Origin of the sequence: Salinispora cortesiana (assembly GCF_000484695.1) — a bacterium.
In the GTDB taxonomy this organism is placed as follows: Bacteria; Actinomycetota; Actinomycetes; order Mycobacteriales; family Micromonosporaceae; genus Micromonospora; species Micromonospora cortesiana.
The window spans coordinates 1-13246 of record NZ_AXVR01000015.1; the positions used below are offsets into that span (position 1 = coordinate 1).

The following is a 13246-nucleotide window of genomic DNA, read 5'->3' on the forward strand; positions in this document are numbered from 1 at the left end:
CCCAAAGCCTGGGGCAGGTTACTCACGTGTTACTCACCCGTTCGCCGCTCGAGTACCCCGAAGGGCCTTTCCGCTCGACTTGCATGTGTTAAGCACGCCGCCAGCGTTCGTCCTGAGCCAGGATCAAACTCTCCAACAAAAACTTGAAGAAAATCCCAGCAACAAACCAAAATTTGCTGCCAAATTCAAGCCCAAGCCAACCCACCAAACAGCAGGCCAACCCAGACCAAAACGGCACTGGCTTTCCAAACACCCTGTTGAGTTCTCAAAGAACAACCACACACCATCAGAACCCCACACCAGGGCCCCTCCAGAGGCAACCGCTCCCACCTGCCACTCTCGCGTCAGGCACTTTTACTACTTTACCTCACCGTCTCCGCCGTGTCAAACCGTTTGTCCCGGTCTGTCGTGCTTCGCACGGTTCAGCTTCCGCTGAGCGCACACGAGGTTACCCACGTGTGTGATCCTCGGATTTGGCAGACCGGCCGCCGCGGTTTCCCGCTGCCTCGCCCGGTTCCTGCCGGCTGTTACCTTACCCGGTCGGTTTCGCCGCACCAAATCGGCCTCTCGGCAGAATCGGCGGGCACCGCCCGACCGGCGACTCGAAGGTGAAACCTCCTTGGCGCCGGTGCCGCTTGGTGTGGGCCTCAGGACTTTCGCCCTGTTTGCCCCGTTCCGCGCTGGCAGAGAGAAAGTTACGCGGATTCGGGTTCGCACGTCAAATCGAGAGGGTGCGGCCCCCGTCACACCGCCATCCCGCACCCGCGACAGCCCGGTCAGTCCGACTGCCCACCGCCCTCGGTGGCAGCCCGGTAGAAGACGTACCCACCCAGTCGGGCCCGGCCGTAGCCGTTTTCCCGCACCCCGCTCAGACCGGCATCAGCAAGCGCCGCCAGCACCTGCTCGGGGGGGCTTTCCGCGGTGTGTCCGAAGCGGTGCGGATGGCCCCGGTTCTGTCCGGACCGGCTCCAGCCAAGGTCAACCAGGTGCAGCTCGCCGCCGGGGCGCAACACCCGCCGGGCCTCCCGGAACATCGGCACCCACTCGGCTACGGGGAGGTGATGCAACACGAACGAGGAGAGCACCCGGTCGACACTGTCATCCGACTGCGGTAGGTCATCGGCGAACGCGTGCTCGTATCGGATCTGCAGCTTGCCCCGGGTCGCCTTGCGACGAGCGCGGCGCAGGGCGCTCAGGTCCGGATCAATACCCAGTGCATCTACGTCCGGATACCGTTGCTTGAGCGTCCCCAGCAGTTCGCCGGTGCCGCAGCCGACCTCCAGGACTCGTTGTCCCGGCTGAAGGTTTGCCCGATCCAGCAGCTTCTCATGAGCCCGCCTGATCCCCATGAACCGGGCAAAAGGATCGTAGATGGGCAGTAGCCATTGCCTGCCCATGGCGGACAGATAGCCCCGACCATCGGAATGGAAGTTGTGGTGTCCGGTCATGGCACGCTCCGGTATTCGAGGAAACTCGGTCGTACCCTCAGCCTCATGGCAGGTGGAGCTACGGACAATGGCGGAACTGTGGACGGAGTGCGACGAAACTTGGCTCTCACAAGTCCAGCCGCAGCGCACGCAACCCACCATGTCGGCGTTACCGGGCAGGGCGTGCCGGTCTTCGGCTTCGGCCACGTACCCGGAATCGCCCCGGTCGCGGTCTCCCATCACCGCCGCGGCGAGCCGGCCCCCAACCTCGGCGCCATCGGCGCCCACACCCACGACTTCCTGGTGCTCTTCTACGCCCACCGGGCCCACGGGACGGTACGCATCGACGACGGCACCTGGACCGTGCGCGACGGAGACCTCTTCGTCATCGCACCGGGACAGGTGGTCTCCGCCGGTGACCAGTTCAAGGAGGCCACGACCGACGGCTGGACCATGTGGTTTCCGGCCGACGTGGTCCGGCCGGGGACGCCCGGCGCCTACTCGTCGTGGCGGACGCACCCGTTGCTCTTCCCGTTCGCCCAGGGCATCAACCGGGCACAGCGGCTACCGGTCCCACCGGTCGACCGGGCCGGCCTGGTGGAGCGCTTCGCGGCGCTCGACGCGGAGCTCCGGGCCCGCCGCGACGGTCACCAGGAGGCCGCCCTCGCCCACCTGACCCTGCTGCTCGTGACCGTGGCCCGACTGTCGACCGGCCTCGCTGATCACCTACGTTGCGCCGACGAGCCGCTGCTGGCCGCCGTCTTCGAGGCCATCGAAGAACGCTACCACCAGCCCATCTCCCTCGCCGACATCGCGGCCGACCTCGCGCTCACCGCCGGCTACCTCACCACCGTGGTGCGTCGCAAAACCGGCCGAACCGTCACCCAGTGGATCGCCCAGCGCCGGATGCAGCAGGCCCGCCTGCTGCTCGCGGAGACCGACCTGACCGTGGGCGCGATCAGCCGTCGGGTCGGATACCCCGACACCAGCTACTTCAGCAAACGCTTCCGCGCCCGCCACGGGGTCACCCCCACCCAGTGGCGGGACGCCGCACCGCCCACCGGTTGAGGTCACCCCACGCGGCGACACCCCGCGGTGGTGGCTTGTGGGATCACGCGTCGTCCGACGGCGCCAAGACGACCGAATCGATCCAGCCCAGCGCCGCGACGGCGGTAGGAAAGCCACAGGTGGTGATGGCGGCGAGCGCAACGGCTCGCACCTCGTCCACGGTCGCCCCGTGCTGGAGCGCCTTTCGGACATTGGAACGCACCGCTCCCTCCGCCTCGGCCCCAACCGCCACCGCCAACTTGATCAACCGGTCGGTTCGGTCGTCAAAAGAGTTGCGCTCCCGCACCGTCCGCGCCAGCTCGCCCTGCGCCTCCGCGATCTCCGGAAAGCGTTCCAGAAACTTCACGTAGACATCCGGCAGATACTGCTGTTGCATATCACCCTCCGCTTCTGCCCGATACTGACACATCAATCATCGCGCCAGGGTCACGTGGTCCGCGGAGGCATCCGGGAAGAACTCACACCTGGGCTGCCATCGCGTCGGCAGGGCCCTCCGGCCGCCCGCGCCAACCCCGCGACGGTCACCGCCGGACCGACGGCTCCCGGGCAGCATCCCGTACCTGGTCCGGCGAGGCCGTTGGCGACGGCGCCGGGCTGCGGCGGGCGCGGTAGACGACGTACGGGCGCCACAGGTACGCCAGTGGGGCCGACCAGACGTGCACCAGTCGGGTGAACGGCCACAGGGCCAGGAAGAGGAAGCCGCCGATCGCGTGCAGCTGATAGACCAGGGGAGCCCCACTCATCAGCGCGGGGTCGGGCTGGAACCAGAAGACCCCCCGGAACCAGACGGCGACCGTCTCCCGGTAGTCGTAGCCCCCACCGAGCAGGTTGACCCCGACCGTGGCGATCATGCCGAGTAGCGCCATGCCGGCGAGCGCGGCGTAGAGCACCTTGTCCATCCGGGTGGTGACCCGACGGACCCGTCCGTTGCTCACCCGCCGGATGATCAGTAGGACCAGGCCGGTCACCAGCATCAGGCCGGTCACCGTGCCGCCCCAGACCGCGATGAGGTGGTAGGCGTGCTCGCTGATACCGATCTTCTCGGTCACCGACGCGGGCACGAGCAGGCCCATGAGGTGCCCGCCAGCAACCCCGAGAACACCGAGGTGGAACAGGGGTGCGCCGAGCCGCAGGAGGCGGTTCTCCAGCACCTGGCTGGTGTGTGTGGTCCAGCCGAACTGGTCGTGGCGCCACCGCCAGACGTGGCCGGCGACAAAGACCGCGAGGCACAGGTACGGCAGGACGGTCCAGACGAAGTTGGTCATCGCGATGCCTCCGACGGGGAGCAGGCGGGATAAGGGGCAAGCGCGGCGGCGTGCAGGTCCGGACCGTCGCCGAGGGAGTCCAGCCCGACGGTCTCCACCGGCGGTCCGTCAACAGCGAGCGCCGCGATGGCGGCCCGGTCAGCGTCGGTCAGCGCCGGCAACACCGCGCAGACAACGTCCAGTAACAAGCGGTAGGGGGTGCCGCAGTCGGTCAGTGCGGCACGGAGCAGCTCGATGCCCTGCCGATGCTGGCGCAGGGGTGCCTCCCCCTCACCCGGGCCCACCATGGCGGCGTACTCAAGCACCACCGGCAGCAGGTCCGGCAGCTGGCCATCCGCGAGCCGCAGTCCGTGCGCCCGGTATCGCTGCTTGAGCACCAGCAGCGCCATTCCCCGCTTACGGGTGTCTCCGTGCAGGTAGTAGGTGAGGTACAGCCCGGAGCGGCGGCGCAGGTCAAAGGTCTGTACGAAGTGCTGCTGTACGTCGATCAGGGGGTTGTCCAGCAGCCAGTCCAGGAATTCGTCGATCTGCCCCCGCGCCTCCGGCGCCGCGATCTGCGCGGCGGCACCGCGCAGCTCGGCGCCGGCACCGAGCAGCTCGTCATCGGGGTAGGTGAGCAGCAGCGAGATCAGCTCGAAGATGCGGGCCCGGTCGGTCGCGGCGGTCATGCGCCGCCTCGCAGCGGGTTGATTGTGAAGCCACGCCGGCCGTCGGCGCGCCGGGAGAAGAGTCCGGGCCGGCCGGGACGAACCTGCTCGCCCTCGACCAGGTGGAAACTCTCCGCGGAGGCCTGCTTGGTCATTCCCGGGCCGCCCTCGCAGTCCAGCGCGCAGTCCTGGTTCGCGGTGGCCTGCGCTTCCAGCGCGGCGGCGTCCTTGCTGTAGGCGGCCGGGATCACGTAGCGCTCGTCGTACTTGGCGATGGCCAGCAACCGGTACATGGCCTCGACCTGGTCCGCGGTCATGCCGATTCCGTCGAGCAGATCGTCGGCGACGGTACCGTCCAGCGTGCGAGCGCGCATGTAGGAACGCATGGCCGCCAGCTTCATCAGGACCCCGGCGGTCGCCTCCACGTCACCAGCGGTGAAGAGCTCGGCCAGGTACTCCACCGGAATCCGCAGCTCCCGGATGGTGTGGAAGATGTCGTCGGCGTCGGTGTCGTCCCGGCCTGCCTCCCCCACCGCGTCCAGCACCGGCGACAGCGGCGGGACGTACCAGACCATGGGTAGCGTCCGATACTCCGGGTGCAGCGGCAGCGCCACCTTGTACTCGCTGATCAGCCGCCATACCGGGGACCGTTCGGCGGCGTCCAGCCACTCCTGCGGCATCCCGGCGGCTCGGGCGGCCTCCTGTACGGCCGGGTCGGTCGGGTCGAGGAAGACCGCGCGCTGCGCCTCGAGCAGGTCGTGCTCGTCGGTCACCGAAGCGGCAGCGAGCACAGCGTCCTCGTCGTAGAACACGATGCCCAGGTAGCGCAGCCGACCCACGCAGGTCTCGGAGCAGATCGTCGGCTGCCCCGCCTCGATCCGCGGGAAGCACAGGGTGCACTTCTCCGCCTTACCGGTGCTGTGGTTGACGTACACCTTCTTGTACGGGCAGGCGGAGACACACATCCGCCAGCCCCGGCAGCGGTCCTGGTCGACCAGGACGATGCCGTCCTCCTCCCGCTTGTACATCGCGCCGGAGGGGCAGGCCGACACACACGCCGGGTTGAGGCAGTGCTCGCAGATGCGCGGCAGGTGGAACAGGAAGGTCTTCTCGAACTCGAACTTCACCCGCGCCGCCGCCTCCGCCGACATCCGGGCGAGGTTCGGGTCACCGGTGGCGTGCTCGTGGGCCCCGCCGAGGCTGTCCTCCCAGTTGGCCCCCCAGGTGAGGGCCATCGGCTCGCCGGTCAGCGCGGAATGGGGCTGCTGCACCGGGGTGTCCTTGAGCCCGGCGGGGGCGTTGACCAGGATGTCCTTGTCGAAGGCCGCCGGCTCGTAGTAGTCGTCGATCGAGGGCAGATCCGGGTTGACGAACAGCCGGCTGAGCCGCTTGACCCGGCCGCCGGAGCGCAGCTTCAGCCGGCCCTTCTCGTCCAGCTGCCAGCCCCCGTGCCAGCGGTCCTGATCCTCGTAGTGCTTGGGGTAGCCGATGCCCGGCTTGGTCTCGACGTTGTTGAACCAGACGTACTCGGTGCCGTCCCGGTTGGTCCAGGTCTGCTTGCAGGTTACGGAGCAGGTGTGACACCCGATGCACTTGTCCAGGTTCATCACCATGGCGACCTGCGCTCGGATCCTCATCAGTACTCCACCTCCTGGTCGCGGCGGCGGATCACAGTGATCTCGTCGCGTTGGCTGCCGATCGGGCCGTAGTAGTTGAAGGCGTAGGTGAGTTGGGCGTGTCCGCCAGCCAGGTGGGTGGGCTTGACCAGCAGCCGGGTCAACGAATTGTGGTAACCACCCCGGCGACCGCTCTTCTCCGCCTTGGGCACGTTGATCGTTCGCTCCGGCGAGTGGTACTGGAACACCGTGCCCTCCGGCATCCGGTGACTGACCACCGCCCGGGCCACGATGACTCCGTTGCGGTTGTGCGCCTCGACCCAGTCGTTGTCCCGAACGCCGACCTTGGCGGCGTCCGGCACACTCATCCAGATCACCGGCCCACCTCGGGACAACGCCAACATCAATTCGTTGTCGTGGTACATCGAGTGGATAGACCACTTCGCGTGCGGGGTCAGGAAGCGTACGGTGACGCCGCCGTCGACCAACTCACCCGGCGCACCGAAGTGCCGGGCCATGTTCAGCGGGGGCCGGAAGCCCGGCAACTGCTCGCCCAACTCCGCCACCCAGTCGTGCTCCACGAAGAAGTGCTGCCGACCGGTGATGGTGTGCCACGGCTTGAGCCGCTCCACGTTGAGGGTGAAGGGCGAGTAGCGACGGCCGCCCTTCTCCGAGCCGGACCACTCCGGGCTGGTAAAGACCGACTGCGGCGCCCGCTGGGTGTCCGCGTACGTGATCTGGTCGGTCTCGTGCCCGGCGATCAGATCGACGAACGGTTGCCCGGTCCGCTGCTCCAACGCCGCGAAACCGGACGCGGCGACCCGACCGTTCGTGGTGCCCGACAGCGCCAGGATCGCCTCGCACATGCGGTCGGCGGTGGCCAGCGACGGCCGGCCGGCGAACGGCCCCTCGGTGACGGCCCCATTTCGCTCCCGCAGGTACTCCACCTCCGCGGTCACGTCCACGGTGAGTGCCTTCGTGGTGGTGCCGAGCCGGTCGAGGAGCGGGCCGACGGCACGCATCTTCGCGCCGATCTGGGCGTAGTCCCGCTCGATCTCGATGAGCTTCGGCATGGTGGAGCCGGGGATCGGTTCGCACTCGCCGGCCTTCCAGTCCCGCACCCGTCCGCTGGGCATGGCCAACTCGTCCGGGGTGTCGTGCTGCAGTGGCGCGGCCAGCACGTCCCGCCGCACCCCCAGATGGTCGACGGCCAGCTCACTGAACCGGTCGGCGAGCGCCAGGAAGGTGTCGTAGTCGGAGTGGGCGTCGGCGGGCGGCTCCACCGCCGGGCTGAACGCGTGCACGAACGGGTGCATGTCCGTGGTGGAGATGTCGTGCTTCTCGTACCAGGTCGCGGTGGGCAGCACCACGTCGGCGTGCAGGCCGGTGTTGGTCATCCGGAAGTCAATCGCCGTGAGCAGGTCAAGCTTCCCGGTCGGCGCCTCATCCCGCCACACCAGGTCCCGGGGTCGGTGCTCCGGGTCGCACTCCGAGGCGGTGGCGGTCGAGTCGATCCCCAGCAGGTGGCGCAGGAAGTACTCGTTGCCCTTGCCCGAGGAGCCGAGCAGGTTCGCCCGCCACAGGGTGAGGCAGCGCGGGAAGTTCGCCGGGTCGTCCGGGTCCTCCGCCACCGACCGCAGCCGGCCGGCCTTCAGCTCGGCGACAATGTGTTCCTGCACCGTCACCCCGGCCACCGCCGCCTCATCGGTGAGGTCGAGGGGGTTGCGGTTGAACGACGGGTGGCCGGGGCTCCAGCCCATCCGCTGCGCGGCGGCGACGGTGTCGGCGAAGGCCATCCCCGCGAACCGGCCGGTGCCCAACGGGGAGGAGAGCTCATCGACCGGGACCCGCTCGTACCGCCACTGGTCGGTGTGCAGGTACCAGAACGGGGTACTTGCCTGGTGCCGCATCGGCCGTTGCCAGTCGAGCCCGAAGGACATGTGCTGCTGGCCGGTGATCGGTCGGGCTTTCTCCTGCCCCACGTAGTGCGCCCAGCCACCGCCGTTGACGCCCTGGCAGCCGGTCAGGGTGACCAGGGAGATGAGCGCCCGGTAGGTCATGTCGGAGTGGAACCACTGGTTCGCGCCGGCGCCCAGGACGATCAGCGACCGCCCCTGGCTACGCTCGGCGTTGCGGGCGAACTCCCGGCCGATCCGGGCCGCCACCGCGGCCGGCACCCCGGTGATCCGCTCCTGCCAGGCCGGCGTGTTCGGGGAGTCCGCGTCGTCATAGCCGGTCGGCCACTCCCCCGGCAGGTCGCCGCGGCGCACTCCGTACTGCGCCAGCACCAGGTCGTAGACCGAGGTGACCAGCTGCTCGCCGACCCGCATAACCGGTACGCCGCGGCGGATGGTGGACCCGCCCTCGGTCTCCCCGACGTCGAAGCGAGCCAGCTCGATCTCGATCGCCTCATCGCTCCGGTCGAGCAGCCCAAGGGCGGGGAGCACCTCGCCCAGGTCGAGGTTCCAGCGCCCCTGGCCGGCCTCGCCGTACCGGAAGCCCAGCGACCCGTTGGGCACGACCAACTCGCCGGTGCGCTCATCAACCAGGACGGTCTTGTGCGTGCCGTCCTCCTGGCCCAGGTCTGCTGCGGTGAGGAACCGGTCCGCGGCCCACCGGCCGTCGGCGGCGGGGCGCAGCGTGACCAGGAACGGCAGGTCGGTGTAGCGGCGAATGTAGTCGGCGAAGTAGTCAACCGTGCGGTCCCGGAAGAACTCGGTGAGCACGACGTGGCCCATCGCCATTGCCAGTGCGCCGTCGGTACCCGGGTGCGGGGCCAGCCAGTCGTCGGCGAACTTGACGTTGTCGGCGTAGTCCGGGCTGACCGCGACGGCCTTCGTGCCCCGGTAGCGGGCCTCGGCCAGGAAGTGGGCGTCCGGCGTACGGGTGACCGGAATGTTCGAGCCCCACATCATCAGGTAGGTGGAGTTCCACCAGTCGCCGGCCTCGGGCACGTCGGTCTGGTCGCCCCAGATCTGCGGCGAGGCGATCGGCAGGTCGGCGTACCAGTCGTAGAAGCTCAGCAGGGTGCCGCCGAGCAGCGCGTGGTAGCGGGTGCCGGCGGCGAAGGACGCCATCGACATCGCCGGGATCGGCGAGAAGCCCACCACCCGGTCCGGCCCGTACGTCTTCGTGGTGTGGACGTGCGCGGCGGCAACCATCGTGGTGACCTCGTCCCAGCTGGCGCGGACGAAGCCGCCCCGTCCCCGCTGGGACTTGTAGGCGCGCGCCTTGAGCGGGTTCTCCACGATCTCGGCCCAGGCGGACACCGGGTCGCCCAGGCGCGCGAGCCCGTCGCGGAACATCTCGGCCAGCACCCCCCGTACGTAGGGGTGGCGCACCCGGGAGGGCGAGTACTCGTACCAGGAGAAGGAGGCGCCGCGGGGACAGCCACGCGGCTCGTAGTCCGGCGAGTCCGGGCCGGTCGTCGGGTAGTCGGTGGCCTGGTGCTCCCAGGTGATCAGGCCGTCCTTGACGAAGACGTTCCACGAGCACGAGCCGGTGCAGTTGACGCCGTGGGTGGAGCGCACCACCCGGTCGTAGCGCCACCGGTCGCGGTAGAACCGGTCCCAGTCGCCGTCGGCGATCTGGTGCAGCGTCCGGCCGTGGTCACCGACCGCTTCCCGGCGGAGGAAGCGCCGAGCAGCCAGCAGCGGCGCCGCGCCGGGGACCTGGTCCGTCGCAGGATCATGAACTTCTGGCGGGCGGTGCGCTGACACGTGGGCACTCCTCCGGCGGCGAGCGACAACGCGAGGGCTGTCGGCGGCACACGGCAGTGCGCCACGCATACCAGGGTTCGCGAAATCAACCGCCAGATCGGGAGGCCGCGGTCCTGACCCGTCGGGACCAAGGTCCCGGCCATCCCGCCATTCCACCGCGTGGAGTGCACCCGACGGGACCTGCTGCCGGCCAGACGGGGGAGAAGGTCCCTACCCACTGCTGATAAACGACAGCAGCCTTGGGTAGACAGCGCGCCAGCGACGCTAGCGCCGACCTCCGTCTACCGCTGATCGAGGAATTGCCGTGTACGTCAGACCCGCTCCAGACGACCCGACGCCGGAAGAGACCGCGGCCGGGCAGAACAGCCGTAACGATCGTGGACGGACCCGGGTCCTGACCCTGTCCACCATCGGCTTCACCGTCATGTTCGCGGTGTGGCTCATGTTCGGCATCCTCGGCAAGCCGATCAGCGAGGAGTTCGGGCTCTCCGAGGTGCAGCTGTCCTGGATCATCGCCGCCGCCGTGCTCAACGGCTCGCTCTGGCGGCTCCCCGCCGGGATCGTGGCGGACCGGATCGGCGGACGCCGAGTGATGACCGCGATGCTGCTCCTGACCGCGGTCGCCTCCTTCCTCGTGTCCCGCGCCGACTCGTACCCGATGCTGTTGGCGTTGGCGTTCCTGGTCGGTTTCGCTGGTAACTCCTTCACCGCGGGTATCGCCTGGAACTCCGCGTGGCAGCCGCGGGAGAAGCAGGGCTTCGCGCTCGGCCTCTTCGGCGCCGGTAACGTCGGCGCCTCCGTCACCAAGTTCATCGGCCCACCGCTGATCGCCGGCACCGCCGGTGCCACCTACCTCGGCGTCATCGAGGGCGGCTGGCGCCTGGTCCCCGTCGTCTACGCGGTGTTGCTGCTCGTCCTCGCGGCGGCCACCTGGTTCCTCACGCCGCACCGGGATCGCGTACCGAGCCACGGCACCCCGCTGCGGGCACAGCTCAAACCGCTCAAGCAGCTGCGAGTCTGGCGATTCAGCCTGTACTACGTGGCGGTGTTCGGTGCCTACGTGGCGCTCGCCGCGTGGCTGCCGACCTACTACATGAACAACTACGACGTGTCCCTGCAGACCGCGGCCTACCTGACCGCCCTGTACATCTTCCCCGCCTCGCTGCTGCGACCGGTCGGTGGATCGCTCTCGGATCGCCTGGGTGCGCGCCGGGTCATGTACTGGACGTTCGGCCTCATGCTGCTCAGCACGGGCATTCTGATGATGCCTCCGGGCCACATCGTCGTCGACCACCCCGACGGCACCCAGACCACCCACCTCGCCTACCAGCTCGGCATCGTGCCCTTCACCGTGCTGGTCGTCCTGCTCGGCTGCGCCATGGGCATCGGCAAGGCCGCGGTGTACAAGCACATCCCGGAGTACTTCCCGAGCCAGGTGGGAGCTGTCGGCGGTCTGGTCGGCATGCTCGGCGGCCTCGGCGGCTTCTTCCTGCCCCCGCTGTTCGCCTACACCAAGGCCTGGACCGGACTCCCGTCGAGCACCTTCCTGGTCCTGTTCGTCCTCACCCTCATCTGCGCGATATGGATGCACCTCACCGTCGTGCGCATGCTGCACGGTGAGTCACCCCAGCTCGCTGACCACTTCGAAAAGCCCGACTTCACGACCCGTTCGGCCGCTCCCGCTTCGGCGGCGACCCGTGCGCCCGAGGAGGCCCACGAATGAACACCACGAGTTCCTCCCGGAGAGCCGGGAATCGCGAGTGGCTGGAATCCTGGAACCCGGAAGATGCGGACTCCTGGGACAAGGGCTTGGCGTGGCGGACCCTCTGGATCAGCACCTTCACGCTGACCCTCTGCTTCACGTCGTGGTTCCTCGCTTCGGCGATCGCCCCGAAGCTGACGAATCTCGGCTTCGACCTCAGCACCAGCCAGCTCTACTGGCTCACCGCCATGCCCGGCTTGGCCGGCGGTCTCATGCGCCTGATCTGGATGGTGCTGCCGCCGATCATGGGCACCCGCAAGATGGTCACCCTGACCACCGTGCTCCTGCTCCTCCCCGTCCTGGGTTGGGGAATCTTTGTTCAGGACCCGACCACGCCATACTGGGTGCTGCTGTCGCTGTCGTTCCTCTCCGGTATCGGTGGCGGAGCGTTCTCCGGCTTCATGCCGAGTACCTCCTACTTCTTCCCCCGCCGACTCCAGGGCACCGCGCTGGGCGTTCAGGCCGGTATCGGCAACTTCGGCGTCTCGCTGGTGCAGCTGCTGACCCCGTGGGTCATCGGCTTCTCGCTGATCGGCTTCCTCGGCAGCTCCCGGCCGATGGCCACCTCACCCGGCGAGCCCGCCAGGGACGTTTGGTACCAGAACGCGGCGTACATCTACGTTCCGTTCATCATCGTCGGTGCCGTGCTCGCCTGGACCATGCTGCGGTCGGTCCCCGTCAAGGCGAACATCCGGCAGCAGTTCGACATCTTCCGCAACGTTGACACGTGGTGGATGACGCTGCTCTACATCATGACCTTCGGCACCTTCGCCGGGCTGTCCGCCCAGTTCGGGCTGCTGATGAAGAACCTCTACGGTGCCGGCAACCCCGACATCGTGCAGGGCAGCGGGGCCGCCGCGCAGCTTCTCGTGGACGGCTACGCCGTACCCGACCCGGTCAAGTTCGTCTTCCTCGGCCCGCTGGTCGGTGCCGCGGCCCGCGTCGCGTTCTCGCCGCTGACCGACAAGTTCGGCGGTGCCCGGTGGACCCTAATCTCCGGAATCGGCCTCGTCGTCTCCATTGGCTTCACCATCACCGCACTGCGACCCGACACCAGCTCGGCCGCGGCGCTGGATGCCGGCTTCGACCGGTTCCTCTGGGGAATGCTCGCGATCTTCCTGTTCAGCGGGATCGGTAACGCGTCCACCTTCAAGCAGATGCCGATGATTTTCGAGCGCCGGCAGGCCGGTGGCGTCATCGGGTGGACCGCGGCGATCGCCGCCTTCGGCCCGTTCTTCTTCGGCATCGGCCTGACGCTCATGTCCCCGACCGCGTTCTACCTCATCGGGCTGGCATTCGCTGCCCTCTGCGTCGTCATCACCTGGCAACGCTACGCCCGGCCGGGAGCGCCCAAGCCCAGCTGACCGTCCAGTCCCGCTCCAACCGACCTGCGGACCTGGGGCACATCTACAGCCGGGCTGACCTCGTTGAAACCGGCAACGAGGTCAGCCCGGTCTCTTCTGTTCCGCACCCGGCCGTCCCATGCGCGGCACGCGCCGCCGGTCGGCGCCCGGTGGCCCCGCTACGGCCGGCCGTGCCGTGCCCCACCGTTGCGGTGTGACTCTGGCAGGCTCAGCTCCATGGCCGACGGCAAGGACTGATGCCACTGGCACCGCCCCTACACCGATCCGAAATCAGCACTGGCGCGTCGGCTGCGGTTGGTCCAGCAGTACATCGCCGCCTGGCTCGACGAACAACCGGAGCAGCCCCGCTCCGCGGTCAGCATGTGTACCGGGACGCCG

Annotated in this window: 9 protein-coding genes and 1 rRNA gene; 3 read left to right on the forward strand and 7 right to left on the reverse strand. The window is 68.4% G+C overall.

Features of this window, described 5'->3' with window-relative positions; all coding sequences use genetic code 11:
- A 16S ribosomal RNA gene (locus K228_RS0109380) occupies positions 1–139 on the reverse strand; the annotation flags it as partial.
- Positions 140–776: 637 nt separating this feature from the next.
- Entirely contained in the window at positions 777–1448 is a 672-nt protein-coding gene (locus K228_RS0109385; protein ID WP_025618213.1) for a class I SAM-dependent methyltransferase, read from the reverse strand.
- Positions 1449–1610: 162 nt separating this feature from the next.
- On the opposite strand from K228_RS0109385, the gene K228_RS0109390 reads away from it, so the two are divergent.
- Positions 1611–2495: an AraC family transcriptional regulator gene (locus K228_RS0109390; protein ID WP_025618214.1), complete on the forward strand. Its 885-nt coding sequence runs from the start codon at positions 1611–1613 to the stop codon at positions 2493–2495.
- 43 nt (positions 2496–2538) lie between these two features.
- On the opposite strand, the gene K228_RS0109395 is transcribed toward K228_RS0109390, so the two are convergent.
- The 5 genes from K228_RS0109395 to K228_RS0109415 form a co-directional block, all read right to left on the reverse strand.
- The gene (locus K228_RS0109395) at positions 2539–2871 is read right to left on the reverse strand and encodes a carboxymuconolactone decarboxylase family protein (RefSeq protein ID WP_025618215.1); all 333 of its coding nucleotides are present in this window, start codon (positions 2869–2871) and stop codon (positions 2539–2541) included.
- A 145-nt stretch (positions 2872–3016) separates the two neighbouring features.
- Positions 3017–3760 carry a respiratory nitrate reductase subunit gamma gene (gene narI / locus K228_RS0109400; protein WP_025618216.1) on the reverse strand — a complete coding sequence of 248 codons (744 nt, stop codon included), beginning with the start codon at positions 3758–3760 and terminating at the stop codon, positions 3017–3019.
- The gene (narJ, locus tag K228_RS0109405) at positions 3757–4428 is read right to left on the reverse strand and encodes a nitrate reductase molybdenum cofactor assembly chaperone (protein ID WP_025618217.1); all 672 of its coding nucleotides are present in this window, start codon (positions 4426–4428) and stop codon (positions 3757–3759) included. Before narJ ends, narI begins: the two co-directional genes overlap by 4 nt.
- Positions 4425–6044: a nitrate reductase subunit beta gene (gene narH / locus K228_RS0109410; RefSeq protein ID WP_025618218.1), complete on the reverse strand. Its 1620-nt coding sequence runs from the start codon at positions 6042–6044 to the stop codon at positions 4425–4427. The genes narJ and narH overlap by 4 nt, the downstream gene beginning before the upstream one ends.
- On the reverse strand, positions 6044–9742 hold the full coding sequence (locus K228_RS0109415) for a nitrate reductase subunit alpha (RefSeq protein WP_033776707.1): 3699 nt from the start codon (positions 9740–9742) through the stop codon (positions 6044–6046). Before K228_RS0109415 ends, narH begins: the two co-directional genes overlap by 1 nt.
- 304 nt (positions 9743–10046) lie before the next feature.
- Here K228_RS0109415 and K228_RS0109420 point away from each other — a divergent pair, with 304 nt between their 5' ends.
- On the forward strand, positions 10047–11465 hold the full coding sequence (locus K228_RS0109420; protein WP_025618220.1) for an MFS transporter: 1419 nt from the start codon (positions 10047–10049) through the stop codon (positions 11463–11465).
- Entirely contained in the window at positions 11462–12868 is a 1407-nt protein-coding gene (locus K228_RS0109425; protein ID WP_025618221.1) for an MFS transporter, read from the forward strand. Before K228_RS0109420 ends, K228_RS0109425 begins: the two co-directional genes overlap by 4 nt.
- Positions 12869–13246: the final 378 nt, after the last annotated feature.

Bases quoted from the DNA above. Each gene is read 5' to 3' on its own strand.
- narJ (WP_025618217.1), bottom strand. From the start codon at position 4,428: ATGACCGCCGCGACCGACCGGGCCCGCATCTTCGAGCTGATCTCGCTG.
- narH (WP_025618218.1), bottom strand. From the start codon at position 6,044: ATGAGGATCCGAGCGCAGGTCGCCATGGTGATGAACCTGGACAAGTGC.
- K228_RS0109425 (WP_025618221.1), top strand. From the start codon at position 11,462: ATGAACACCACGAGTTCCTCCCGGAGAGCCGGGAATCGCGAGTGGCTG.
- K228_RS0109395 (WP_025618215.1), bottom strand. From the start codon at position 2,871: ATGCAACAGCAGTATCTGCCGGATGTCTACGTGAAGTTTCTGGAACGC.
- K228_RS0109385 (WP_025618213.1), bottom strand. From the start codon at position 1,448: ATGACCGGACACCACAACTTCCATTCCGATGGTCGGGGCTATCTGTCC.
- narI (WP_025618216.1), bottom strand. From the start codon at position 3,760: ATGACCAACTTCGTCTGGACCGTCCTGCCGTACCTGTGCCTCGCGGTC.